This is a genomic window from Streptomyces sp. NPDC023573, from assembly GCF_055559735.1.
This window is the reverse complement of the sequence record NZ_JBVHKB010000003.1, coordinates 242,428-265,892: the sequence shown is the minus strand read 5'-3', so window position 1 is coordinate 265,892 and position 23,465 is coordinate 242,428. Positions and strand designations below refer to the sequence as shown.

General features: G+C 70.5%; 20 protein-coding genes. 6 read left to right on the top strand and 14 right to left on the bottom strand.

The features are described 5' to 3' along the window. The first annotated feature begins 82 nt into the window (after nucleotides 1-82). The gene (gene aceB / locus ACZ32T_RS11850; protein WP_467366541.1) at nucleotides 83-1,702 is read left to right on the top strand and encodes a malate synthase A; all 1,620 of its coding nucleotides are present in this window, start codon (nucleotides 83-85) and stop codon (nucleotides 1,700-1,702) included. Between the two features lie 373 nt (nucleotides 1,703-2,075). Here the strand turns inward: aceB and ACZ32T_RS11845 are convergent, their stop codons facing one another. Then, the gene (locus tag ACZ32T_RS11845) at nucleotides 2,076-7,034 is read right to left on the bottom strand and encodes a DUF3320 domain-containing protein (RefSeq protein ID WP_467366539.1); all 4,959 of its coding nucleotides are present in this window, start codon (nucleotides 7,032-7,034) and stop codon (nucleotides 2,076-2,078) included. Nucleotides 7,035-7,591: 557 nt separating this feature from the next. Between ACZ32T_RS11845 and ACZ32T_RS11840 the strand changes: the two genes are divergently transcribed. After that, complete coding sequence (locus ACZ32T_RS11840) at nucleotides 7,592-8,254, top strand: lysophospholipid acyltransferase family protein (protein WP_467366537.1); 663 nt, start codon at nucleotides 7,592-7,594, stop codon at nucleotides 8,252-8,254. 15 nt (nucleotides 8,255-8,269) lie between these two features. Here the strand turns inward: ACZ32T_RS11840 and ACZ32T_RS11835 are convergent, their stop codons facing one another. From ACZ32T_RS11835 to ACZ32T_RS11825, 3 genes are all read right to left on the bottom strand, one after another. Continuing rightward, nucleotides 8,270-9,616 carry a hypothetical protein gene (locus ACZ32T_RS11835; RefSeq protein ID WP_467366535.1) on the bottom strand — a complete coding sequence of 449 codons (1,347 nt, stop codon included), beginning with the start codon at nucleotides 9,614-9,616 and terminating at the stop codon, nucleotides 8,270-8,272. A 92-nt stretch (nucleotides 9,617-9,708) separates the two neighbouring features. Next, complete coding sequence (locus ACZ32T_RS11830; RefSeq protein WP_467264043.1) at nucleotides 9,709-10,302, bottom strand: TetR/AcrR family transcriptional regulator; 594 nt, start codon at nucleotides 10,300-10,302, stop codon at nucleotides 9,709-9,711. Between the two features lie 86 nt (nucleotides 10,303-10,388). Next, the gene (locus tag ACZ32T_RS11825; RefSeq protein ID WP_467264041.1) at nucleotides 10,389-10,826 is read right to left on the bottom strand and encodes a DUF2267 domain-containing protein; all 438 of its coding nucleotides are present in this window, start codon (nucleotides 10,824-10,826) and stop codon (nucleotides 10,389-10,391) included. Between the two features lie 285 nt (nucleotides 10,827-11,111). On the opposite strand from ACZ32T_RS11825, the gene ACZ32T_RS11820 reads away from it, so the two are divergent. Continuing rightward, complete coding sequence (locus ACZ32T_RS11820; protein WP_467264038.1) at nucleotides 11,112-11,717, top strand: GOLPH3/VPS74 family protein; 606 nt, start codon at nucleotides 11,112-11,114, stop codon at nucleotides 11,715-11,717. Between the two features lie 15 nt (nucleotides 11,718-11,732). Here the strand turns inward: ACZ32T_RS11820 and ACZ32T_RS11815 are convergent, their stop codons facing one another. Continuing rightward, complete coding sequence (locus tag ACZ32T_RS11815) at nucleotides 11,733-12,725, bottom strand: fibronectin type III domain-containing protein (protein WP_467264036.1); 993 nt, start codon at nucleotides 12,723-12,725, stop codon at nucleotides 11,733-11,735. A 116-nt stretch (nucleotides 12,726-12,841) separates the two neighbouring features. Between ACZ32T_RS11815 and ACZ32T_RS11810 the strand changes: the two genes are divergently transcribed. Next, nucleotides 12,842-13,450, top strand: coding sequence for a TIGR03086 family metal-binding protein (locus ACZ32T_RS11810; protein WP_467366533.1), 609 nt, complete (start codon nucleotides 12,842-12,844; stop codon nucleotides 13,448-13,450). A 59-nt stretch (nucleotides 13,451-13,509) separates the two neighbouring features. On the opposite strand, the gene ACZ32T_RS11805 is transcribed toward ACZ32T_RS11810, so the two are convergent. Continuing rightward, nucleotides 13,510-14,193, bottom strand: coding sequence for an alpha/beta fold hydrolase (locus tag ACZ32T_RS11805; protein ID WP_467264033.1), 684 nt, complete (start codon nucleotides 14,191-14,193; stop codon nucleotides 13,510-13,512). A 64-nt stretch (nucleotides 14,194-14,257) separates the two neighbouring features. Between ACZ32T_RS11805 and ACZ32T_RS11800 the strand changes: the two genes are divergently transcribed. Together ACZ32T_RS11800 and ACZ32T_RS11795 are read left to right on the top strand one after the other, a co-directional pair. Beyond that, nucleotides 14,258-15,061, top strand: a complete 804-nt coding sequence (locus ACZ32T_RS11800; protein WP_467264032.1) for a chitosanase — start codon at nucleotides 14,258-14,260, stop codon at nucleotides 15,059-15,061. 106 nt (nucleotides 15,062-15,167) lie between these two features. Further along, nucleotides 15,168-16,034 carry a chitosanase gene (locus ACZ32T_RS11795; RefSeq protein ID WP_467366531.1) on the top strand — a complete coding sequence of 289 codons (867 nt, stop codon included), beginning with the start codon at nucleotides 15,168-15,170 and terminating at the stop codon, nucleotides 16,032-16,034. A 66-nt stretch (nucleotides 16,035-16,100) separates the two neighbouring features. Here the strand turns inward: ACZ32T_RS11795 and ACZ32T_RS11790 are convergent, their stop codons facing one another. From ACZ32T_RS11790 to ACZ32T_RS11755, 8 genes are all read right to left on the bottom strand, one after another. Then, complete coding sequence (locus ACZ32T_RS11790; RefSeq protein ID WP_467264029.1) at nucleotides 16,101-17,561, bottom strand: nucleobase:cation symporter-2 family protein; 1,461 nt, start codon at nucleotides 17,559-17,561, stop codon at nucleotides 16,101-16,103. 228 nt (nucleotides 17,562-17,789) lie between these two features. After that, complete coding sequence (locus ACZ32T_RS11785) at nucleotides 17,790-19,178, bottom strand: 8-oxoguanine deaminase (RefSeq protein ID WP_467366528.1); 1,389 nt, start codon at nucleotides 19,176-19,178, stop codon at nucleotides 17,790-17,792. Nucleotides 19,179-19,223: 45 nt separating this feature from the next. After that, a complete protein-coding gene (locus ACZ32T_RS11780) occupies nucleotides 19,224-20,624 on the bottom strand; it encodes a nucleobase:cation symporter-2 family protein (protein ID WP_467264025.1) in 1,401 nt (466 codons plus the stop codon). 64 nt (nucleotides 20,625-20,688) lie between these two features. Further along, on the bottom strand, nucleotides 20,689-21,612 hold the full coding sequence (gene pucL / locus ACZ32T_RS11775) for a factor-independent urate hydroxylase (RefSeq protein WP_467366526.1): 924 nt from the start codon (nucleotides 21,610-21,612) through the stop codon (nucleotides 20,689-20,691). Nucleotides 21,613-21,618: 6 nt separating this feature from the next. After that, nucleotides 21,619-22,011, bottom strand: a complete 393-nt coding sequence (gene uraH / locus ACZ32T_RS11770; protein WP_467264023.1) for a hydroxyisourate hydrolase — start codon at nucleotides 22,009-22,011, stop codon at nucleotides 21,619-21,621. A 50-nt stretch (nucleotides 22,012-22,061) separates the two neighbouring features. Continuing rightward, entirely contained in the window at nucleotides 22,062-22,568 is a 507-nt protein-coding gene (gene uraD, locus ACZ32T_RS11765; RefSeq protein ID WP_467264021.1) for a 2-oxo-4-hydroxy-4-carboxy-5-ureidoimidazoline decarboxylase, read from the bottom strand. A gap of 158 nt (nucleotides 22,569-22,726) precedes the next feature. Beyond that, nucleotides 22,727-23,101: a helix-turn-helix domain-containing protein gene (locus ACZ32T_RS11760; protein ID WP_467264019.1), complete on the bottom strand. Its 375-nt coding sequence runs from the start codon at nucleotides 23,099-23,101 to the stop codon at nucleotides 22,727-22,729. Next, nucleotides 23,098-23,349, bottom strand: a complete 252-nt coding sequence (locus ACZ32T_RS11755) for a YkoF family thiamine-binding protein (RefSeq protein ID WP_467264017.1) — start codon at nucleotides 23,347-23,349, stop codon at nucleotides 23,098-23,100. Before ACZ32T_RS11755 ends, ACZ32T_RS11760 begins: the two co-directional genes overlap by 4 nt. Nucleotides 23,350-23,465 lie beyond the last annotated feature (116 nt).

The following is a 23,465-nucleotide window of genomic DNA, read 5'->3' as shown; positions in this document are numbered from 1 at the left end:
GAGCCCTGGCACCCCGTGCCGTCCCGGGCGACCCGGCGGCCGTGGGATGCCGCCGCACCACCCGCTGAAGGAGTGACAGCTCATGTCCGCACCAGCGCCGTCCCCGCTGGCCATCGTCGACGCCGAGCCCCTGCCGAGGCAGGACGAGGTCCTGACCGATGCGGCCCTCGCGTTCGTGGCCGAGCTCCACCGGCGGTTCACGCCCCGGCGCGACGAACTGCTCGCCCGCCGGGGCGAGCGCCGCGCCGAGATCGCCCGCACCTCCACGCTGGACTTCCTGCCGGAGACGGAAGCGGTCCGTGTGGACGACACCTGGAAGGTCGCCCCGGCTCCGGCCGCGCTGGACGACCGCCGGGTGGAGATCACCGGTCCGACCGACCGCAAGATGACCATCAACGCCCTGAACTCGGGCGCCAAGGTCTGGCTCGCCGACTTCGAGGACGCGTCCGCCCCCACGTGGGAGAACGTGATCACCGGCCAGCTCAACCTGATCGACGCGTACACCCGGAACATCGACTTCACCGACCCGAAATCCGGCAAGTCGTACGCCCTCAAGCCCGCCGAGGAGCTCGCGACCGTCGTCACGCGCCCGCGCGGCTGGCACCTGAACGAGCGCCACCTCCAGCTCGACGGCACCCCGGTGCCCGGCGCGCTGGTCGACTTCGGCCTCTACTTCTTCCACAACGCGCAGCGCCTGATCGACCTCGGCAAGGGCCCGTACTTCTACCTGCCGAAGACGGAGTCGCACCTCGAGGCACGCCTCTGGAACGAGATCTTCGTCTTCGCCCAGGACTACGTCGGCATCCCGCAGGGAACGGTCCGCGCGACCGTCCTGATCGAGACGATCACCGCGGCGTACGAGATGGAGGAGATCCTCTACGAGCTCCGCGACCACGCCTCCGGGCTGAACGCGGGCCGCTGGGACTACCTCTTCTCCATCGTCAAGAACTTCCGCGACGGCGGCTCGAAGTTCGTCCTGCCGGACCGCAACCTGGTCACGATGACCGCCCCGTTCATGCGGGCGTACACCGAACTCCTGGTCCGCACCTGCCACAAGCGCGGCGCGCACGCCATCGGCGGCATGGCGGCCTTCATCCCGTCGCGGCGTGACGCCGAGGTCAACAAGGTGGCCTTCGAGAAGGTCAAGGCGGACAAGGACCGCGAGGCGGGCGACGGCTTCGACGGCTCCTGGGTGGCGCACCCGGACCTGGTCCCGATCGCGATGGCCTCCTTCGACGCGGTCCTCGGCGACAAGCCGAACCAGAAGGACCGCCTGCGCGAGGACGTCTCGGTGGCGGCCGGCGACCTGATCGCCATCGACACGCTGGACGCGAAGCCCTCGTACGACGGCCTGCGCAACGCGGTCGCGGTCGGCATCCGCTACATCGAGGCGTGGCTGCGGGGCATGGGCGCGGTCGCCATCTTCAACCTGATGGAGGACGCCGCCACCGCCGAGATCTCGCGCTCGCAGATCTGGCAGTGGATCAACGCGGACGTGGTCTTCGAGAACGGCGAGCACGCCACCGCCGACCTGGCCCGCAAGGTCGCCGCCGAGGAACTGGCCGTGATCCGCGCGGAGGTGGGCGAGGAGACCTTCGAGTCCGGCAAGTGGCAGCAGGCCCACGACCTGCTGCTCACGGTCTCGCTGGACCAGGACTACGCGGACTTCCTGACGCTGCCGGCCTACGAGCAGCTGAGCTGACGTCCGTCGCGTGAAGCAGCTACGCCTCCGGCGCCGACGGCGCCGGAGGCGGTCTGTTCCGTGTTCGCACTGGGCGTCAGAAAGGTACTGGGGCGACGACCCTGGCCGGCTCGTCCAGAACGGCGCCGGCGCCCTGAAGATCGGCAAACCTTGCCGCTGCACGAGGCGAGGCAGCAGCGCCTCGCCGCATTACTGCCCCCTCAGGACCCGCTGTTTGACGTCCCCGCAGCCGAATCCAGCTGTCGTTCACCCACTTGAAGTTCCTGGAGGCACAGAGCAACGAGCTTTTGAGCCACTACGTGCCGGGGCTCCGGCGCTACGACCACAGGCTCGCCCCACCCCGTTCCCAGCGGAGCGACAGAGCTGTCGTGCCTCACCGCACCGCGCTCACCCTCTCGGGGCCGCCCTCCAGCCGACCCAGCCGGTGCAGCTCCGCGATGTCGGCCGTCAGGCAGTCCTTGATGTCCTTGCCCGTGCGACGCCACCCGAAGAAGTCGCAGGTCTGTTTGATCAGCTCGTCCTGCGTCATGCCCGGGCATTCCGCCGTCAGCTCGCACAGGGCCAGATAGCGCTCGGCCGGCGCGATGTGCACCACCTTGCGTGCGGCCTCCCCGTCCTCTGGACGCCGGGCCTTCAGCTCGCCCCGCTGCACCACGTCGAAGAACGCTCCGACATTGGAGAAGCGCCCGGTGCGGACCATGGCGCGCACCACCTGCCGGATGTTGTCCTGGATGCGGCTGCCCGCCTTGGTGACACCCCAGGCCGTGCGTGCCCGCAGCATCAGCAGATCCTCGTGGATGGGTCCCTCGAACTCGATGATCTGCTCCAGCGCCCCCCGCAACGCGGGCCGGGCCTCCGCCGTGTGCATCAGGTGGGACGAACCGACCCGGGCCGAGCTCGTCCGGTACGGGGCGCTCCAGCCGCGGTCCGCCTCCGCTTCGACAGGCACCCGCTCATACTCCACAGCAGCAGCTTGTGCGGGCACCCGTGCGACCGGAACCGTGAGCACCTGACCGCCCGACCGTGCCGCAGCGCTGACCTGCGAGGCCGACTCCGGCGGGACGGCGGACGGCTCGTCCACCGGCTCCGTGGACCCCGGCACCTGGGAGGCCGATGCTGCTGGCGGGCCCTGGGCGATGGCCTGCTCGACCGCCTCCCGCAGCCGCAGCTCGGCTGCCGCCCTTCCCCGGTACCAGTCGGTGCCCCAAATCCGGTACAGCCGCCAGCCCAGACCGTTCAGCACCTGCTCGCGCAGCCGGTCACGGTCCCGGGCCGTCTTCGAGGAGTGGTACATCGCTCCGTCGCACTCGATGCCGAGGGCATACGCACCCGGCAGCTCCGGGTGGCGCAGGCCGAGGTCGATGCGGTAACCGGCGACGCCGACCTGCGGCTGGACGCGGTAGCCCCAGTCGCTCAGCACCGCCAGTACGGACTCCTCGAAGGGGCTGTCGGGTTCCGCGTCGGACTGGACGACGTCGCGGGCGAGGACGGCGGGGCCGTTCTCGGCGTACTCCAGGTAGCGCTTGAGATGCTGGACGCTCTCGTTCGAGCTGTCGGCAAGGCTCGCGCCGCGGAAGGAGGCAACGACCTCCATGCGGTAGCGGGCACGGGTGACCGCGACGTTGAGGCGGCGCCAGCCGCCTCCCTTGTTGATGGGGCCGAAGTTCAGGCCGAGCTTCCCGTGCTCGTCCGGGCCATAGCCGACCGACATGATCATCACGTCGCGTTCGTCGCCCTGCACCGACTCGAGGTTCTTGACGAAGAAGCCGTCGAGGCGCCCCTCGGTGAAGCAGTTCTCGAGATCAGGGCGCAGGATGCGGGCCTGCTGTACTGCCTGGTCGATGGCTGAAGCCTGTGCCTGGGAGAGAGCCACCACGCCGAGGGTCTTGCCGGGGCGGGTGTCGAAGTGGTGGATGACGCGCTCGGCGACATAGTTCGCCTCCGCCTGGTTGTCGCGGCGTCCTCCCCGGTCGTAGACACCGTCGGCCTTGAGGAAGGCGACGCCTACACCGTTGCCCTTATCGAGAGCACCGGGGAAGGTCACCATCGAGTTCTTGTAGAACGAGTGGTTGCTAAAGGTGATCAGGTTCTCGTGGCGGCTGCGGTAGTGCCATCGCAGGGGCAGTTCCCGCATGGCGCCGGCCTTGCAGGCGTGCAGCAGCGATTCGAAGGAATCGGGCACATCGGTCTCGTACTCGTCCGAGTCGTCCTCGCCTGCGGAATCGAAGAACGAGGTCGGCGGCAGCTGCTTGTCGTCCCCGGCGACGACGAGCGTACGTCCGCGGTAGATGCAGTTGATCGCGTCACTGGGCCGGACCTGTGAGGCTTCGTCGAAGACAACGACGTCGAATTGGTAGTCGGAAGGCAGAAACTGACTGACGGTCAGGGGACTCATCATGAAGCAGGGCTTGATCGGTCGTACGACCTCACGCGTCCGGCCGAGCAGTTCCCGTACGGGCATGTGCCGGGTCTTCTTCTCCGCCTCGCGGATGATGACGGCGCCGCCCCCGCTGCCGTAGCTGCGGGGCCGGCGCTTGTTGCATGCTTCGATCACGGCACCACCTGCCGCGGCGATCAGGCGGCGGTCGGCCTCCTGGTAGTCCGCAACGCGTGCGTCCAGGTCATCCGAGCGGGTCGTGCGCAGGCGGGCGTCGGTGGCGAGGATGTCATCGGCCCAGGACCGGAGCATTGCCTGCTCCACGATGTGCGGCAGTTGTTGCGGATCGACGGCCCTCTCGGCGGCGTTCACCACCAGGCCGTCAGCGCCGTGACGGGCGAGGACACCGAGGCCGGCACGGTACGCGTGCCACTCCTCGGGGCCGTGCGGGTCGGCGAGGAACGCGTCGACGACCTGTTGCGCCTGGTCGAAGGTGCCCAGCAGGGCCGGGGAAAGCTGCCCTTGCCGGACAGGGTCGAAGAGTTCGAGCAGCGCGGTCACGGATGCGCTCCAGCGTTCGGCTCGACGTGTGGAGACCGCGCACCAGTCGCCGAGCGATCGCCGTACGTTGTCGGCCAGCAGCCCCGGAAGACGGTCCGTGTCACTGCCGTCGGCCAGGTGGTCGGCCAGCAGGTGCCGCCCGTCGGCATCACGGCTCAGCTCGGCGATGCGGTCAGCGGTAGCCAGGGCTCTGGCGAGCGCGTCCACCGCTCCCTGGTCACGCGGGGTATAGCTGTCCAGGAGGGTGGCGTGCTCGGCTGCGAGGCGTACCACCTCGGCCGCGGCCGTGCGCCAGGCCAGCGCATCGTCCAGCCGGCCGACCAGTGACTTGGCCCAGGCTCGGGAGTGGGTGAGTGCCGCGACGGCCGCGCGGTCGGCCTTGTACTGTGCCGAGAACCGGGCCCTCAGTCCGCGGTGCTGATCCGCGAAACGGGCCACCAGGTGCGGCAGGTCCGCTGACTCGAGAACCTGCGCGCCGAAGATGTCCTCGGCAGCCGTGCGCGCCATGGTCTCGGCGTCCAGAGCCGTCCGCAACTCCTGTGCGGCCAGGTGCGCTCGGCTCAAGGTGTGGTCGTCGAACCACCCTCGTGGCGGGCGTTGTCCGGCAGTGGTCAGATCCGCAAGCGCGCACAGAGCGAAAGCCGCGTCCACGTGTTCCGGCTTCGGCATGCCGAACAGGTCGGCGAGCTGCTCGAGCTGGCTGGAGACGTCGTCGGACAGAGGCGCTTCTGGTGAACCCGCGGCGTCGGGAAGGCCTGTCCGCACCGAACGCACCGTCTGCTGCAGCTCGCGAACCGACCGTGGGTCCTTCGTCGTCGCAGGGAAGGGGCGGCGGCCCGTCGCGGTCCGCAGTGCCTCGAGGGCGGTGGATGCCTCGGTGACAACCTGGTGAGCGGAGGTTCCGACCAGGCCACGCCACGGGAAAGCCTCACCCTCGACGGCTGGGCGCCAAGCCCTGCTGATGGCCTGGGCCGCACCGGCAAGCTCCTGCAGGGCTCCGGCGCTCAGGGTCCGGACGGCTTTCGCGTGCTGCGCATACAGTGTCAGCGGCGGCGTACCCGCCTGCTCCAGCTGGACCAGGCGCCCAAGGACGTCATGGAGCGTCCGCTGCAAGGGCTCCCGGTTCTGGTTCATTCCGGCGGCGTACGCGGACAGCTCTTCGCGCAGTCGGCGGGCCCGCTCCAGTTCGTGCTCGGCGGCTCCGGTGACCCTGGCTTCGGTTGTCAGTACCCGGGCGAGTTCAGTGGCGACCGCCTTCTTGCTCGTGTCACCGCTGTGGAGGGCCATGACGAAGTCGCCCAGCCCCACGCCGCGCAGCCTGTTGCGCACGACGTCGAGTGCGGCAGCCTTCTCGCTGACGAACAGCACACTGCGGCCTGCGTGCATGAGGGCGGCGATCATGTTGGTGATGGTCTGGCTCTTGCCTGTTCCGGGAGGACCGCTCATCACGAAGGACCGGTTGTCGAGTGCCGCGGCGATGCACTGGCGCTGAGAGGCGTCGGCGTCCAGCACCAGCGGGGTCTTCTCCGGCAGCTGGACCTCGTCGATGCGGTCCAGCCCCGGAGGGTCGAACCCGATGAGGTCGTCGGGCAGTCCCGCGTCGGGGCCGAGGGCAACGGCGCGGACCAACGGATGCCCGAGAATCCGGCCCTCGTTCTGCTGCAGGTCCTGGTACATCGCTTCACGGTGCGAGGCGAACAGGCCGAGTACGACACGCTCGTCGACGCACCAGTCCTTCTGTCCGGCCGAGGCCGCGCGAGCAGCGGAGAAGATCGCCTGCAGATCGGTGACATCGGTACCGGTCACCGCGGACCAGTCCACACCCATCCGATCCAACTTCACCGCCAGGGCCGGGTTGTGGGCCCGGTCCTGGCCGTCGGCCAGGTGGAGCCGGTACCGGCGATGACTGTCCCGGCGCAACTCCACCGGTACCAGCAGCAGGGGTGCGGAGCTGCCTTCATGGGCGCCGTCCTCGCGCCAGTCCAGCATGCCGATACCCAGCCACAGCACCCAGAGCCCATAGTCGTTGAACATCTGACCGGACTTCTGCCGCAGTTGGTACAGGGCGCCGTCCAGCGTTGCCTGGGTGGCCTTCTGGGTGATCAGGCCTGCCCTGGATCGCCGTTCGGCCACTCCACGACTCTCGGCGTCGGCTTCCTCGGCGGCGTCCGCCGCTGGTGCGAACTCCCAGCCCCTGACGAGCCCCGGCAGCAGGGACCCTGCATCGGGTGAGGTGATCTCCAGGGTTGACGTCCTGGTGTGCCGAAAGTTCAGCAGCCGGTTGCGCCCGCCCATGTCCAGGAGGGAGTTCCGCCACCCGTCGAGCACGACCTTGAGCCGGTCGAGTCCCGGATCGCTCGTGGTGGCGGATACGGTCGTGAGCTTTTGGGGCATGTGGTGAGTACCTCCTGAGCAGGGCGCACAGGGGTATCCACCCTCACAGGCCCCCCTGGAGGTATCTACCTATCAGCCCACATGGCCCGACACACCAGAGATCGGCAACACGATATGTATTTGTTGTGAAGGATGGAGTGAATGGAGTGAAACAGTCCCCGCCGACGCTCATACCGTTGGCGACGGATACAGCGCGCGGGGAGACTCCAGCCGCCTCCAGGGTGTGGTCAGCTCGACGACGGCGGCCGGCTCACGGGCTTCCTCCGTGCCGGGGGTGCCTGAACACCTCATGTGATCGAGGTGCTGACGGGGATCAAGGATTTTGGCCGATCGATATCCCGACGTGTCGGCTCGTCGCCGCCCTCATCGGCCCGTCCGCGCCGGCCGCTCCCCCGTGGGTCGAGACGGCACGCGTCCCGGGCTGAGCCCCCGTGGACGCAGCGGGCCGTGGCCCCGCCTGAGCACCGGGCAGCGCAGGATGAGTGCGGCTACTCAGGCCCGTGGCGCTTCCGCCGCCGACGATGGGGACCGACACCGTCGAGCTCAGGAGACCGGACATGCTCAGCCACCTCGCCGACGCCCTGGTGCCCGCCGTCGGCCGCCTCACGGTCACCACCGACGCGGGCGCCGCACTCGCCCCCGGCAGCATCCTCGTCGCCAACCACACCTCGCTCGCCGACCCCGCCGTCGTGCTCGCCGCCCTGCACCGCCTCGGGGTCCGTCCCGTCGTCATGGCGGCCGAAGGGCTTTGGCGCGTGCCGGTGCTCGGCCGTGCGCTCGCCCGCGAGGGGCACATCCCCGTCCATCGCGGCGACCGGCGCGCGGCGGACGCCCTGGACGCGGCCGCCGAGGTGCTGGAACGCGGGCGTCTGATCCTGATCTACGCCGAAGGCGGCCTCCCCCGGCGGACGGACGCCGCAGAGGCGGCACCCGAGGCCTTCCGCAGCGGTCTGTCCCGCCTCGCGCTGCGCACCGGTGCTCCGGTGGTGCCCGTCGGCCAGGCGGGAGCCCGTCGGGTCACCTCGGGGAGCACGGCCAAACAGCTCGCGGGACTGTTCACGGCGCCGCTGCGCCGTCCGGAGCTCCATGTACACGTGGGTGAACCGGTCGTGCTGACGGCCGACGGCGCCGCCCGGACCGAGCACGCCCGGACGGCGGTGACGGCCGCCTGGCGCACGGCGGCCGCCCGGCTGGGGGAACCCGCCGCCCTGGCCGCCTGAGCCGGTTCCGCCGGCTCACCCGCCGGACGGGATGTCCACGTAGTCCTTGAAGAGCAGGGACACGGTGTGGCGGTCGGAGGGCCAGTTGGGCACGGCGATGGTCTCGTCCACGCCGGTCCCGCGCATCGTCTCCGTCACGGGGATCGTTCCACGGGCCCACGAGTCGGCCGGAAGGGAGAGGTCGGTGGCCGTCAGGAACGGGATCCGGTCGAAGGGCGGCAGCGCCGCGTCGAGGTGGCTGATCCCGTCGCATCCCTTGTCGAAGGCGAACAGGCCCAGGATCTGCCGCAGTCGAGGCGAGACCGCCGCGCTGAGGACATCGGCCCCGGCGATGCGGAGCCGGTCGTCCTCGGCCGTCCCGGCCCGCCACTCACGTGCGCGGACGATGGTGAGCGCCGTGTGCGCGGGGCAGACGTCGATGGAGTCCGCGACGCCGCCCGGCGGGGAGACGAGCAGGCGCACGAAGCGGTCGCCGCGCTCGAAGGGCTCGAAGTAGAAGTGGGCGGTGCGTTCGCCGGAGCGGATGAACGCCAGCTCGTAGTGTCCGCGTCCGCTCACTCCCAGCGGGCCGAAGGCCCCGTCCGCGCCGGTCCGCACGACGTGCTGGGGGAGGAGACCGGCCCGGGCGCCCGTGGCGGGGTCGAGCCGCCACACCTCGAGGCGGCCGGCGAGCCCCTTGTTCTGCGGGAAGTGCACGGCGCGCCCGGCGATCTCCACGGAGGTGTGCGGCTCCGGCAGCACCCGGGTGGTGAGCGGCGGCCTGCCACGGAGGAACGCGTAGATGTGGGCGAAGCTCTCGGCGGAGGTGGCGCTCTCCGTGTGGCTCGCCTCCGGCTCGTGGACGTTGAGCGCCCCGCCGATCGATCCGTTCGGCTGGAGGCTGCTCCAGATGGCGAGGGTGGGCACTCCGCCGGGCTGGGCGGCGGCCGTACGGCCGTCCAGATTCACGTACTTGGCGACTTCCGCCGCCCGCTCCGGGACGGCGAGGTAGGCGTGCGCCACCCGCGTCCCGCGCGAGTGGGCCAGGAGGTCGACCTGCCGCGCGCCGGTGCGCGCCAGGACCGAGTCGACCAGGTCCTCCAGACCGGCGACCGCGTGGTCGTCGGTCGCCACCGAGGTGTCGTACTCGTGGACGTACAGCAGGTCGTCGCGGTAGCCGTTGCTCGAGAACCGCTTGGCCTGGGACTGCCACTGCTGGGCCGAACCCTCCTGGCCGTGTACGAAGATCACGGGGTTGACGGTGGCGCGCGGGGCGGTCGCGGCCTGCGTCGGGGGCGTCAGGGCGCTGAGGGTTCCGACGAGTGCGAGAAGCACCGCGAGTAAGGTCGCCCGGCCCGTCCGGGCCGGCTGGGAGCGGGTCATCGTGTCCTCCGGGTTTGCCGTCGTCGGGGTCGGAAACTACGGCCGGCGCCGACGGGCCCACCAGTGGCCGGACCGAGGGTGAGACAGCGGTCTCAGATCGCGCCCGGCGGCGCGCTGCGGGTTTGCTGGAGCACGGCGCGGGCAGTGCGTTCGGCCAGGGCGAGGTCCGGACGGCGGCTGCTCAGCAACTCGGCGTACAGGGCGGATTCGACGATCCTGACGTAGAGGTACGCCAGGTCGTCGATGCCCGAACGGGGCCAGAGCCGGTCCCTCTCCCCCGCCTCCAGCAGGATGCTCCGCTGGGCCAGGACGGCGCGCCGGTGAACACAGCCGCCGGTCAGCAGGCGCCGCGCCGTCTCGGGTTCCGCACGCAGGAAGCCGGCGAAGGGGGCTGAGCCTCGCAGAGCCTTGATGAAGTAGCGGGTGATCTCCAGGACACCGTCCACACCCGTCCGGGTACGCCGACGCCTCGCCCGGTCCAGGAGGTCTTCGGCCAGTTCCCACAGCACATCGGCCAGGAGCGCGTCCCGGCTGCCGACCACGCGGTAGAGGGTGGCCCGGCTGACCGCGAGGTCCTGGGCGAGGGCGCCCATCTCCACCGTGCCGTGCCGCAGGAAGTACCCGCAGGCCCCCCGCACGACATGGCCCCGGGTGACCACACGCCGGGAAGCCCGCGCACCTCGCATGCCGCCCGCCTCCTCCGCCGGCCCCGCCACCACCGGGGGGCCGGTACCTTAGCGCGCCGGCGCCGGAGGGGACGAGCGGTGGTTCCCTACTCCCCGGCCTCGCGGGCCCGAGCCGTGGGCAGCAGCCCGCCGATGTCCGCGGGCAGGGCGGCCGTCAGCTTCTCCATCAGCTCGGGGGCGACGGCCGCGTCCAGGACCTCGAGGACGGCTGCGGTCTGCTCCAGCGCGACGTCCTCGGACACCCCGGCTCGCCAGGCGACCCGGCCCGCGAACGCCGTGAGGTCGAAGCGCTCGCCCGAGCCGCTGCGCTCCGGCTCGTGGGCGGGTGGCCCTGTCTCACCGGCCTCGTCGGTCACCGATGCGGCCAGAGCCGATGGCAACTGGGCGAGCAGGTGCCCGGTGAGGCCGTCGGGCAGCCGTTCGGCCAGTGTCCGGAGCACCGCACCGGTGACACGCTCGGCACCGCCCCTGCCGGACAGCCGCGCCCGGGCCTGCACCTTCCCGATCAGCTCCTCGTACTGCATGTGGCCATCCCCTTCGCCGAGGGTGCCCGGGGCGTCGGTCCCGGACACCAGGAATCGGGCAATTACCCCAATCATGGAAATAATACGCGGCATATCGCCGGGACATCCGGCGATCACCGGCGCCATGACGCCGTCCGGCGAGGCGAATCGGCTCGGGCCCGGCCGGAAGCCGCCCGGGCGGAGCCATACTGATCGTGACGGTGACCCTCGCCGCGAACGGCTCCGGACACGGGGCGGACCGGCGGGGACGCACTTCTGTCGATGCCTCCGAGGGGAGCCGGGTACATGACCACGGCGAAGGACCTGTTCATCATCACCATGGACCCGCGGCCGGAGCACGCCGTGGGGCAGGGCGACCTGTCGCTCGCGCTGGCGGGAGCCGAGCTGATCGACCTCATCGGCGAGGGGGCCGTCGCCGTGGACGGTGACCGCATCGTGCCGGGCGAGCCTCGGACGCCGGACGACGCGCTCCTCGGCGACGCGTCGGCGCGGCTCACCCGGCAACCGCCTTACGAGCGGATCGACGACTGGCTGTGGCGCAGGGGCCAGGACCTCTCGGCCGCGTACCAGGCCGGCCTGGAGAAGGAGGGCGAGCTGACACGGAAGCGGAGCGGCCGGTCGCCCTTCGGCTCGGAACACGTCGAGCCGGCCGATACGCCCGGCCGCCGCCGCGCGGCCGACCGCCGGGACGCCGGGGAACCCGTGCTGGCCGCCCTCGCCTCCGCGGTGGGCATCGACGGCGGCGGGACCGATGACGCACCCGGTTTCGACGACGAGGCGGTGACGACCGTGGTGGCAGCGGTCCACGACGCGGTGATGGAGCTGGAGGCCGTACGGCAGAGGCGGACCATCGAGAACGCGGCCTTCGCCAACCTCTGGCGCGGGCCGTGAGCGACCGGCCTCCGGTCAGCCGCGCAGCACCACCGTGCGCTGGGCCGAGAAGTCGCCCCACGTCCCGTCGGGGAGCTTGGGCCGGAGCTTGAGCGAGTACCGGGTGCCGGGCGGGTCGGTCAGGGTGAGCCGGTACGTCGCCCGGCCCTTGGGCGGCGTACCGCCCCAGACGATCGTGGTGGTCAGCTTTCCGTCCAGGAAGAGCTGGTAGGCGGGAATCGTGCCGCCGGTGTCCGGCTGGTCCCAGGAGAGGTCGACGAGGTGTTCGCCGCCCCGCGCCGTCGTCGCCGTCCGCAGTCCGGTGGGTGCCGTGCTCGCGGGGGCACCCGGGGCGGACGGGGTGGTGAGATCCAGTGCGTCGCTGTCCGGCGAGGAACGGTCGGCGGCGTCGCGGGCGCGGACGGTGAAGGTGTAGACGGTGCCGGGGCGCAGCCCCGTGAGCCGGGCCGTGGTCCGGGTGCCCGGGACGCTGTGAATCCTGGAATCCTCCTGGTAGATGTCGTACGACGTGACGCCCACGTCGTCCGTGGAGCCGCCCCAGGACAGGGTGACCGTCCGGCCGCCGTCCGCCTCGCCGCGCAGCTTCGTCGGCCCGGTCGGCGCTTCCTCGTCGGCGGGCGCGGCGGCGGGCGTGGTGACGGCGGCCGCGGCACTCGGGGCGGAGAGGTTCCCGGCGGCGTCGCGGGCTCTGACGGTGAAGGTGTAGGCCGTGGACGCGGTCAGACCCTCGATGTCGGTCATCAGCTTGGCCGCGTCCACCGAGGCGGCCTTCTTCCCCTCGCGGTAGACGTCGTAGCCGGTGATCCCCTCGTTGTCGGAGGCCCGCTCCCACATGACGTGTGCGGAGGAGGCACTGCCGGCCTGCGCGGTGACCCCCCTGGGGGCAGTCGGGTTCTTGGTGTCCGCTTCCGCGGGTCCGCCGCAGGCGGTGAGGCCGGCGAGAAGCAGCGCGGCGGAACAGGCCAACGCGGTGCGTGCGTGGGGGCGTTGCACGGTGATGCCTTCCATCCGACAGCAATGGTCCAGACCTATATGCCATGCGGACGGGGCCGCCGACAAGAGGGCGGACCGGAACGTTCCGCGATGTCCCGATGAGTTCCGGGCGCGGAGACGGTCCGAAGAGTATGGAAACGAACAGCATGGCCGCGCCCGGCATCGATCTCGGACCGGCGGCTCGGCAGGTCCAGGAGCTCATCGGCGCCGTCGACGACCGGCAGCTGGACGGCCCGACCCCCTGCCCCGACTACGCGGTCCGGGAGCTGCTCGGGCATCTGCTGGGACTGACCGTGGCCTTCCGCGACGCCGCGCACAAGGAATCGGGCCCGACGACCGACGCCCCTCCGGCCTCCGCCCTGCCCGTGCTGCCCGACGACTGGCGTACGGCGCTGCCGCCCCTGCTGGACGAGCTGGTCGAGGCCTGGCGCTCCCCGGCCGCACTGGAGGGCATGACGCGGGCGGGCGGGGTGGATCTTCCCGGGCAGGTCGCCGGGACGGTCGCGCTCAACGAGCTGGTCGTGCACGGCTGGGATCTGGCCAGGGCGACGGGGCAGGAGTTCCGGGCGGACGAGGCGAGCCTGCGCTCCTCGGAGGCGATGCTGGCGCCCGGGGACGACGACAGGTCCGGCCCTGACGCGATCTTCGGCCCGCCGGTCCCGGTCCCGGCCGACGCGCCGCCGGCCGACCGGGTGATCGCGCTGAGCGGGCGCCGGCCCGACTGGCGGCCCGGCGGCTGAGGGCGTCGAGCCGCAGGGCCCGGCGGCCAGGGGGACCGGGGCCAGGAGGCCGGGCCCGCTCAGCTGGTGAAGAACTCGGTGATCTGCTGGGCCACCTGGTCCGCGTGCTTCTTGTGCACATGGTGGCCGCCGCCCAGGGTGAGCAGCCGGCAGTCGGGGATCAGCGAGGCCATGTCGGCCAGCCGCCCCTGCGGCATGCCGCTCTCCGGACCCCCGGCGATCATCAGCGTCGGGGCGACGATCTGCCCCAGCTCCTGCTCCCAGCGAGGATCCGGCTCGGCCACCTGGGCCCGCACGGCCGGCACGACGTTCTCGTCGTAGTCCACCGGGTCCCCGGGCCGGTTGCCGGCCACCAGCTGTCCCGGGAACGGCGGCGGGGTCTCGACCAGCACCAGGCGCTCCACCCGGTCCGCGTGCTCCTCGGCGAGCAGATAGGCGACCACCCCGCCCATCGAGTGACCGACGAGTCCGACCCGGTCGAGCTCGCAGGCGTCGAGGAACTCCAGGACGTCGTCCCGCATCTGCTCGAAGCCGTACTCGTCGGGCCAGTCGCTCTCGCCGTGGCCGCGCAGGTCGATGGCGTACACCCGCCACTCCTCGCCGAGCAGGGTGCCGACGGCCTCCCAGCTCAGGGACGAGCCGCCGAGGCCGTGCAAGAGGACGACGGGCGACCCGAAGGGGTCGCCCCACGTCCGGTACGCCAGCCGCACTTCGCCGACGTCCACAACAGACTGATCTTCCATGTCGCGAACGCTACAGGCGTCCCGCCCCCGCCGGCGCCGCCCCCCGGCCTGGCACGCTTGGTGCGTGAAGCACAGACGTCTCGCCCTCGCCGCCGTCGCGGCCCTCGTCCTGGCCGGCTGTTCCGGGCCCGGTTCCGGCTCCGCCGAGAAGGGGCTCGACGACCCGGCGAAGAAGGACATCGCGATGCGGCTCGTGTCCAGCGCGGAGAACTCCACGCTGGACTGGAAGGCGCAGTACGGCTACGTCGAGGACATCGGCGACGGCCGCGGCTACACCGCGGGCATCATCGGATTCTGCTCCGGCACGGGAGATCTGCTGAAGGTCGTCGAGCGCTACACGGCGAAGCGTCCGGGAAACGCGCTCCAGGCATTCCTGCCGGCACTGCGCGCGGTGAACGGCAGCGACTCGCACGAGGGGCTGGGCAGCGCCTTCACCGAGGCCTGGGCGGAGGCCGCGGCCGACCCGGCCTTCCGGTCGGCGCAGGACGCCGAGCGGGACAGCTCGTACTTCGACCCGGCGGTGGAGCGCGCCGAGGCCGACGGGCTCAGCGCCCTGGGGCAGTTCATCTACTACGACGCCTACGTGATGCACGGGTACGCCGACACCGACGGCACGGTCGGCTTCCGGACGATACGCACCCAGGCCCTCGCCGAGAACGACCCGCCCTCCGAGGGCGGCGACGAGGAGGCCTATCTCCACGCCTTCCTGGACGCCCGGGTGGCCGCGCTCCGCGAGGAGCCCTCACACAGCGACACCAGCCGGGTGGAGACCGCCCAACGCGTCTTCGTACGCGAGGGGAAGCTCCAGCTGGAGACCCCGCTGGAGTGGAAGGTCTACGGGGAGAGCTTCCGCATCGACGGCGGCTGAACAGCTCCCGGCCAACCGGGCGCCAAGGGGTTACCACCCGCTCCGGAACCTGATAGGAAAGCTTCCTAACAGAACATCGGAACGACGAACTCCCCTGGGAGGACCGGTGCACCACCCCCACAACAGCACCTCACGTCGCACCACCCGATTCATCCGCACCGCGGGACTCGCCGTGCTGGCCCTCGGGCTGCCCTTCACGGCGGTTCCGGCCACCGCTCACGCCGGCGTCCCCACGCCGCCGGCCGCACGACTGGAGGCAGCCGCGACCGGGCTCGACGACCCCGCGAAGAAGGACATCGCGATGCAACTGGTGTCCAGCGCGGAGAACTCCACGCTGGACTGGAAGGGGCAGTACGGCTACATCGAGGACATCGGCGACGGCCGCGGCTACACCGCGGGGATCATCGGGTTCTGCTCCGGCACCGGGGACATGCTCGACCTGGTGGAGCTGTACACCGAGGGGAAGCCGGGCAACGTCCTGGCCGCGTATCTGCCGGCCCTGCGTGCGGTGGACGGCACGGACTCGCACGAGGGGCTGGACCCCGGCTTCACCGGACACTGGGCCGAGGCCGCGTCGGACCCCGCCTTCCAGCAGGCGCAGAACGACGAACGCGACCGGGTCTACTTCGATCCGGCGGTGCGCCAGGGCAAGGCCGACGGACTCGGCACTCTCGGCCAGTTCGCTTACTACGACGCCCTCGTGATGCACGGCGGCGGCAGCGACAGCGCGAGCTTCGGCTCGATCCGGGAGGCGGCACTGGCCCAGGCGAGCCCGCCGTCCCGGGGCGGCGACGAGGTGGCCTACCTCGACGCGTTCCTGGACGCCCGGGTCCGGGCGATGAAGCAGGAGGAAGCCCACTCGGACACCAGCCGGGTGGACACGGCTCAGCGGGTGTTCCTGCGGAACGGCAATCTGGATCTCGATCCGCCGCTGGACTGGCAGGTCTACGGCGACAGCTTCCACATCGGCTGACACCGGCCGCACATGGTGCGCGTACGGGCCCTCCCCCTCGGAGGTTCCCGTACGCGCACCGGTGTGTCAGGGGGCGACGGGCAGGGCCATCGGGTCCTTCGGCTGTTCGGCGTCCGCGGTTTCCGTCTCCGGTTCCGCGTCCGGCGTCCGGCCCCAGTGGTTGAAGGCCAGGTTCAGCACGATCGCCACCACGCAGCCGGTGGAGATGCCCGAGTCCAGGACGACGAGCAGGTCCTCCGGGAAGGCGTGGTAGAAGCCCGGCGCGGCGATCGGGATGAGGCCGACGCCGACGGCCGCCGCGACGATCAGAGCGTTCTCGCCCTTCTCCAGGGCGGCGGTGGCCAGCGTCTGGACACCGCTCGCGGCGACCGACCCGAAGAGCACGATGCCGGCGCCGCCGAGGACCGGGAGCGGCACGAGGGCGATGACGGACGCGGCCACGGGGACCAGCCCGAGCAGCACCAGGATGACTCCGCCCGCCGCGACGACGAACCGGCTGCGGACCTTCGTCATGGCGACCAGCCCGATGTTCTGGGCGAACGCACTGCACATGAAGCCGTTGAAGAGCGGGCTGACGGCGCTGCCCAGGGTGTCGGCGCGCAGTCCGCCCTCGATGGTCCGCTCGTCCGCCGGACGCCCGACGATCTTGCCGAGGGCCAGCATGTCGGCGGTCGACTCGGTCATGCAGACCAGCATCACGATGCACATCGAGATGATGGCGGCGATCTCGAACTGCGGTGCGCCGAAGTGGAACGGCGTCGGGAAGCCGACCACGTCGGCGTCGCCCAGCGCCCCGAAGTCGGTGATGCCGGCGGGGATCGCGATCAGGGTGCCGATGACCAGACCGAGCAGGATGGCGATCTGCTGGAGAAAGCCCCGCAGCAGTTTGCGCAGAGCCAGCACGATCACGAGGGTGACGGCGGCCATCGTGATGTTCGTCATCGAGCCGTAGTCGTCGGCCGTGGCGTTGCCGCCCTGCGACCAGTTGAAGGCGACCGGGAGCAGGGAGACGCCGATCAGCGTGATGACGGTGCCGGTGACGACGGGTGGGAAGAACCGCACCAGTTTGCAGAAGTACGGGGCGAGGACGAAGCCGAGGAGGCCGGCGACGATGATCGCTCCGAAGATGACGGCGATGCCGTCGTGGCCCCGGTCCTTGCCGATCGCGATCATCGGGGTGACCCCGGCGAAGGAGACTCCGTTGACGAACGGCAGTTTGGCGCCTATTCGCCAGAAGCCGAGGGTCTGGAGCAGGGTGGCTATCCCCGCGGTGAAGAGGCTCGCCCCCATGAGGAAGGCGGTCTCCTTGGCGCTGAGGCCCACGGCGGGCCCCACGATCATGGGCGGGGCCACCACTCCCGCGTACATCGCGGCGACGTGCTGAAGGCCGCTGGTGAACATCCTGAGGGGCGGAAGCGTCTCGTCGACCGGGTGTTTCCGGTCCGGTTCTCCTTCTCCTGGGCTTGCTGCGGGTGCGACTGCGTCTGCTTCGACTGCGTTCTTGCGAAACCTGGGCGTAGCTGCCACGGCTTCCTCCGGTCGGGTACACGTCGGGCGACGTGGGTATCAGGGAGGTGGTGCTGAGTGGTGCGTTGGTGCAGGTCGTGCAGCTGGTGCGGGCAGCTTGGAGCTCACCTGTGCGGGTGCGCGTACATGGCGTACGCGCACCCGTACAGGCTGCCGTGGACCTGTTGGGTCCACGGCGGCCGGCCGGGGGCCGTCCCCCCCGGCCGGCCTGTCAGGGGGTGCGGAGCATCAGGCTCCTGCGGCGATCTGCGCCAGTCGCCTTGCCTCGTCGCGGGTCGCGCGGGCTATGGCGTCCTCGTCCGCGGTGGTGAGGTGGTTGTCCTCGACCACGGTTCTGCCGTTGACGAGGGAGAGGGTGACGGGCGCCGCGGCGCCGAAGACCAGTGCGGTCACGGGGTCGGCGATGGAGGCGTGCGCCAGGGTGTCCAGCTTCCAGAGCACGAGGTCGGCGAGCTTGCCCGGTTCCAGCGAACCGATCTCCTCGGCCCGGCCGAGGACCTGGGCGCCCCCGTACGTCCCCAGGCGCAGCGCCTGACGCGCGTCGAGCGCCTTCTCGCGGTGGGCGCCGAGCCGGTTGATGAGGAGGGCGTTGCGCAGTTCGGTGTGGAGTTCGCCGGACTCGTTGGACGCGGTGCCGTCGACGCCGAGCCCGACCGGGACACCGGCGGCGAGCATGTCGGGGACGCGGGCGATGCCTGCGGCGAGGCGGGCGTTGGAGGACGGGCAGTGCGCGACGCCGGTGCCGGTGCGGGCGAAGGCGGCGATGTCGGAGTCGTTCATGTGAACGCAGTGCGCCATCCACACGTCGTCACCGAGCCAGCCGGTCGACTCGAAGTAGTCGGTCGGCCCCATCCCGAACAGCTCCTTGCAGAACTGCTCCTCCTCGACGGTCTCCGAACCGTGCGTGTGCAGGCGCACGCCGCGACGTCGCGCCAACTCGGCGCCCTGGCGCATCAGTTCGGTTGAGACGGAGAAGGGCGAGCAGGGGGCGACGGCGATCTGCGTCATCGCGCCGAACGAGGTGTCGTGGTGTGCGTCGATGGTGGCCTCGGTGGCGGCGAGCGCTCCGTCGAGGCTCTCCACGGCGAAGTCCGGCGGCAGCCCGCCGTCCTTCTCGCTGCGGTCCATGGAACCGCGGGCGAGGGTGAAGCGTACGCCCATGTCGCGGGCGGCGCCGATGATCGCGCCGGACAGGTCGCCGGAGCCACGGGGGTACACGTAGTGGTGGTCCATCGCCGTGGTCACCCCGCCGCGGGCCATCATCGCGAGCGACCCCTGGGCGGCCGCGCGGGCCATCGGCTCGTCGATGCGCGCCCACGTGGGATACAGCGCGACCAGCCAGTCGAAGAGGTTGTGGTCGGTCGCCAGGCCCCGGGTGATCCACTGGTAGAAGTGGTGGTGGGTGTTGACCAGGCCCGGCGTGACCAGGTGACCGGTGCCGTCGACGCGCCGTACGACGCCTCCGAGGCCCTCCGGGGCGTTGCCCGCGCCGACGGACTCGATGCGGTTGCCGGCCACGACGACGTGCCCGGACGCGTACTCGGTGTCGTGGGCGTCGACCGTGGCGACGGAACAGTTCTCGATGACGATGCGCTGTGGGTCTGCCGATGCTGCCATGGCGCTTCCTTCTTCTTTCCGGGGATGTACGGGCACGGCAGGACCCTAGGAGGATTTGAGTGCCACAGCGTTACGGCTGTGGGTGCCGAGATGGTGGAAGAACAGATTGAGCAGGACCGCCACGAGCGCTCCCGCGCTGATACCGGAGCCGAGCACGGTCTGCGCCCAGGACGGGAATCCCGCGTAGAAGCCGGGTGCCGCGAGCGGGATGATGCCCGCGCCGAGTGCCACGGCCACGAGGATGATGTTGGAGCTGTCGTCGAGCCCCGCCTCGGACAGAGTCCGGATTCCGCTCACCGCGATCGAGCCGAACAGGACGATGCCGGCGCCGCCGAGCACGGGCATCGGGACGAGGGAGACGACCGCCCCGAGGACGGGGAAGGCGCCCAGGACGATCAGGGCGCCGCCCGCGGCGGCGACCACGTACCGGCTGCGCACCCGCGTCAGCGACACGACACCGACGTTCTGGGCGAAGGCGCTGGTCGGGAAGCCTCCGAAGACCGGGCCGAGGAGGGTGGCGATGCCGTCGGTGCGCAGACCCCGGGTGATGGTGGGGCCGTCGGTGCGCCGGTCGCAGATCTCGCCGAGCGCCAGCATGCCGGCGGACGACTCCGTCATCAGTACCAGCATCACGATGCACAGGGAGAGGATCGCGGCGGGCTGGAACTCGGGCGGTCCGAAGGCGAAGGGTGTGGGCAGCGCGGCGACGGGTGCGGAGCCGAGCGCGGAGAAGTCGGCGAGTCCGAACGGGATAGCGGCCAGCGTGCCGATGAACATGCCCGCGAGCAGCGCCACTTGCTTGACGAAGCCGCGTCCGAACCGCTGGATCAGCAGGATGACGACGAGGGTGAAGGCTGCCAGTGCCAGATATTTCATGGCGCCGAAGTCACCGGCGGTGGCGTCGCCTCCCTGGGCCCACCCGACGGGCACCGGCATCAGTGTGACGCCGATGAGGGTGATGACGACCCCGGTGACGAGCGGCGGGAAGAAGCGCAGCAGCCGCCCGAAGAACGGGCCGACGGCCAGGCAGAAGACGCCTGCGACGAGTACCGCCCCGTAGATCGCGGGTAGTTGGCGGCCGGGGACGCTGGTCTCCGCGATGGCGAGCATCGGCGCGATCCCGGCCGAGGACGCGGCGTTGACGAAGGGCAGCCGGTTCCCGGCGAAGCGTCCGGCGCCGAGGGTCTGGAGAAGGGTGGCGAGCCCCGCGATGAGGAGACTCGCCGCGATCAGCCGGGTCATACCGGCCGCGTCGAGTCCGACGGCCTGCCCGATGATGAGCGGAGGGGTGACGACGCCCGCGTACATGGCGGCGATGTGCTGGAGCGCGGCGGGAACGAGCCGCGCGGGCGGAAGCTTCTCGTCCACCGGGTGAACTGCCGTGACGGCAGCGGTCGGTGGTGCGTTACACGGGCCTTTCGCCGGCCCCGTTGCAGGCTGTGCCATGGAATTTCCCTCCGGGATGACCGGTCCCCGCCCGCAGCGGGGCGGGGACCGGTTCAGCACCGCGTCAGAGGTTGGTCATGTCGACCGGGATCTTCGGCTCGACGCCGTCCCGGAGCACCGTCGCCTCGATGAGGCCGTAGGGACGGTCGGCGGCGAAGTACACCTCGTTGTCGTTCTTGAGGCCGAAGGGCTCCAGGTCGACGAGGAAGTGGTGGTTGTTCGGCAGCGAGAAGCGGATCTCGTCGATCTCGCTGCGGTTGTTGATGATGCGCGAACCCATCTGGTAGAGGGTCTGCTGGAGCGAGAGGGAGTACGTCTCCGCGAAGGCCTGGAGCATGTGCTTGCGCGTCTGCTCGTAGGACTTCTCCCAGTTCGGCATGCGCTCCTGGTCGCTGGCCCAGTTGTACCGCCACTTGGCGGAGACGTCGGTCGCGAGGATGCGGTCGTACGCCTCCTTCAGCGTCGTGTACTTGTCCTTGACGTAACCCCAGAACTCCGAGTTGGTGGAGTTCATGACGGAGAGGTCCTTGAGGCCGGAGATGACCTCCCACTTCTCACCGTCGAAGGTGATCTGCGTGGTGCGCGTCTCCTGGCCCTTGCGGACGAAGGAGTGCTTGACCTCGTCGGCACCGATGAACTTCGAGTTGCCGTCGGAGGTCGCGATGCGCTCCCAGGAGTACTCCTCGACCCTGATCCGGGCCACCTTGATCGGCTCCTGCGAGGACACGAAGTGCCGCGCGAGGTGGATGCCGAACTGCTCGGCGGACTCGATGCCGTGTTCCTTGGCGAACGCGAACACCGTGTTCTTGGTGGTGTCGGTCGGCAGGACGTTGGCGTTGGAGCCGGAGTAGTGGACGTCGTCCATGTCGCCGGAGAGGGCGACCGAGACGTTGAGGTCCTTGATGTGGTGGGTGTCGCCGTCCCGCGTGATCTTGACGACGCGGTTCTCTGCTTTGCCGTACTGGTTCTGGCCGAGAATCGTGGGCATTGTCTGCTAGCTCCCTCGGTAAACGGAGTAGCCGAACGGGTTGAGCAGCAGCGGTACGTGGTAGTGCTCGCCCGGGGTGACGGCGAATGCGATCGCCACCTCCGGGAAGAACGCGCCGCTGTCCCTTACGCGGGGGGCGTCCTGCTGCGCCTCGGCTTGCTTCTTCGCGGTGAAGTACGACTCGGTGTCGAAGACGAGCCGTACGTGGGTGGTTCCTTCCGGCAGGGCCGGCAGGTCTTTGCAGCGCCCGTCCGCGTCGGTCGCGGATCCGCCGAGCGTCACATACTGCGCGTCGCGGCCGCTGCGGGCGGCCAGGGAGACGGTGACGGCTCCGGCGGGACGGCCGACGCTGGTGTCCAGGATGTGGGTGGACACCGATGCGGTGGTGTCGGTGCTCAAGACCGTCACGCTCCTTGCTCTCAGAAGTGCTGTACGGGGTGCCCGGGCCCTCAGGAGTCCTGCACGAGGCGGGTCAGGCGGATGCGGTTGATCTTGCCCAGTTCGGCGCGGACGATCTCGCGTTCCCGCTCGGGCGAATTGCCGATGCGGGCCCGCACCGCGTCGCGCATCTGTTCACCGGTGGCTCCGGTGGCACAGATCAGGAAGACATGTCCGAACCGCTCCTGGTAGGCCAGGTTGAGTTCGAGCATCTCCGCCTTGAGCTCCTCGGACACACCCGCCATCCCCCGCTGCTCACGGGCGGAGGCCGGGTCCCCAGGCTTGGGGCGGCCGATCGGCGGGTGGCCGGCCATGGCCTCGGCCAGGTCCTCGGGTGAGAGTTCGGCCAGGGCGGCGTCGCTCGCGGAGAACAGGGCTTCCGTGCCGTCGTAGGGCCGGTGGGCGAGGACGGAACTTCCCCACGCCGCACTGGCACACACCTCGTGCAGCGCGGCTGCGGCCTCTTCGGCCGCCAGGGTGTTGAACCGGGCGAGGCCCGGTGTGGAGCTCGTAGTCACGGGAGCCTCCGTGGCCTTTTTCGCTGTGCGTTGTCGGGCTGCGGATAGCTAACGCCCTCCACAACACCACGTCAACAGTTTGTTGAAATTCCGCGAACAAGAGATGCCGCCGCCCGAGTTCCCGGACGACGGCATTGCACCGCATTACGCGTCGCTACTCACCCCTTGGCGGCATTGTCCCGGTTCAGATAGTTGTAGACGGTGAAGCGGGAGACGCCGAGCGCGCCCGCCACGGTCTCCACGCCGTGCCGCACGGAGAAGGCACCGCGTGCCTCAAGGGTGCGGACGACGCCCTGCTTGGCCTTCCTGTCCAGCTCGGCCAGCGGCATTCCGTGCCGCCGTTCCATCGCGGACAGGATGTGGTCGAGCGATTCGGAGAGCTGCGGAAGCCGTACGGCTATGACGTCGGTCCCCTCCCACGCGAGGAGCACGTCCTCGGTGGTGGCCTGCTCGGGGGCGAGCAGCTCCGCCCCCATGGCGTCGACGAGTGGCTTCACGGCGGTGACCAGCGGATGGTCGGCCGGTTCGGTCACGGGGTGTCCTCCCCGATCACGTTGAGCTGGAGGGAGACCCGGGTGGCGCCCGAGGCCAGGGCTCTGCGCAGCAGGGAGTCCACGGCGGTGAGCATCTCGTCCGCGCCCCCTTCGGCCGTGTTCCCGAAGGGGCCCACGTCCACGGCGTCCAGGCCGGCGGTCTGGACGACCTCGCGGGCCACCACCGCGTGGGCGGGTGCCTCGTCGAGATCGAAGGGCTCGGTGGTGAATTCCACCCTCAAGCGCACGGTGCCTCCCTGATGTCCCGCCGCGTCCCTCGGCTCGCACGGCTCGTCCCGACCCTAAGGCACGGGGCGCCGGGCCCGGAGGGCCCGGACGGGGACGGCCGCCCGGCCGGGCGGGT